The 686-nt window shown below is 58.7% G+C and carries 1 protein-coding gene; it reads right to left on the minus strand.

Annotated elements, in window-relative coordinates:
• On the minus strand, positions 1 to 686 hold a 686-nt coding region (locus tag KCG48_RS14575; RefSeq protein WP_211802900.1), incomplete at both ends, for a sodium ion-translocating decarboxylase subunit beta.

Raw genomic sequence — 686 nt, forward strand, 5'->3', positions numbered from 1 at the left:
TCCATGATGAAGGCCACCAGACCGAAGGCGATGATCATGAGGGTCTGGACATTCCAGAACTGCTCGGCGGTCATCTTCACGGAGATGGTGAGACCCAGCAGGATGGAGACCAGGTTGACCAGCTCATTCTGCGCCGAGCTGCTGAGACGGTCCAGCACGCCGCATTCTCTCAGGAGATTGCCGAACATGAGGAAGCCGACCAGGGGCAGGGAGGCGGGAGCGATGAATCCGGAAACCACCGTGATGACGATGGGGAAGAGGATCTTGGTGAGCTTGGAGACGTTGGACGCCTTGTAGTGCATCCGGATGGCGCGTTCCTTCTTCGTGGTGACCAGCTTAATGGCAAAGGGCTGAATGATCGGCACCAGGGCCATGTAGGAGTAGGCGGCCACAGAGATGGGGCCCAGCAGGTTCGGGGCCAGCTCATTGGCCACGAAGATGGAGGTGGGGCCGTCAGCCGCACCGATGATGCCGATGGACGCTGCTTCCTTGATGTCGAAGCCGAAGATCACGGCAACGATGACCGTGAAGAAAATTCCAAACTGTGCTGCTGCACCGAAGAGCAGCATGAAGGGGTTCTGCAGCAGCGGACCAAAGTCAATCATGGCGCCGATGCCGATGAAGATGAGGAGCGGGAAAAGCTCCGTGGCGATGCCGGCGTTGAAGAGGACATTGAGGACGCCTTC

Origin of the sequence: Proteiniclasticum sediminis (assembly GCF_018128025.1) — a bacterium.
GTDB classification, from domain to species: domain Bacteria; phylum Bacillota; class Clostridia; order Clostridiales; family Clostridiaceae; genus Proteiniclasticum; species Proteiniclasticum sediminis.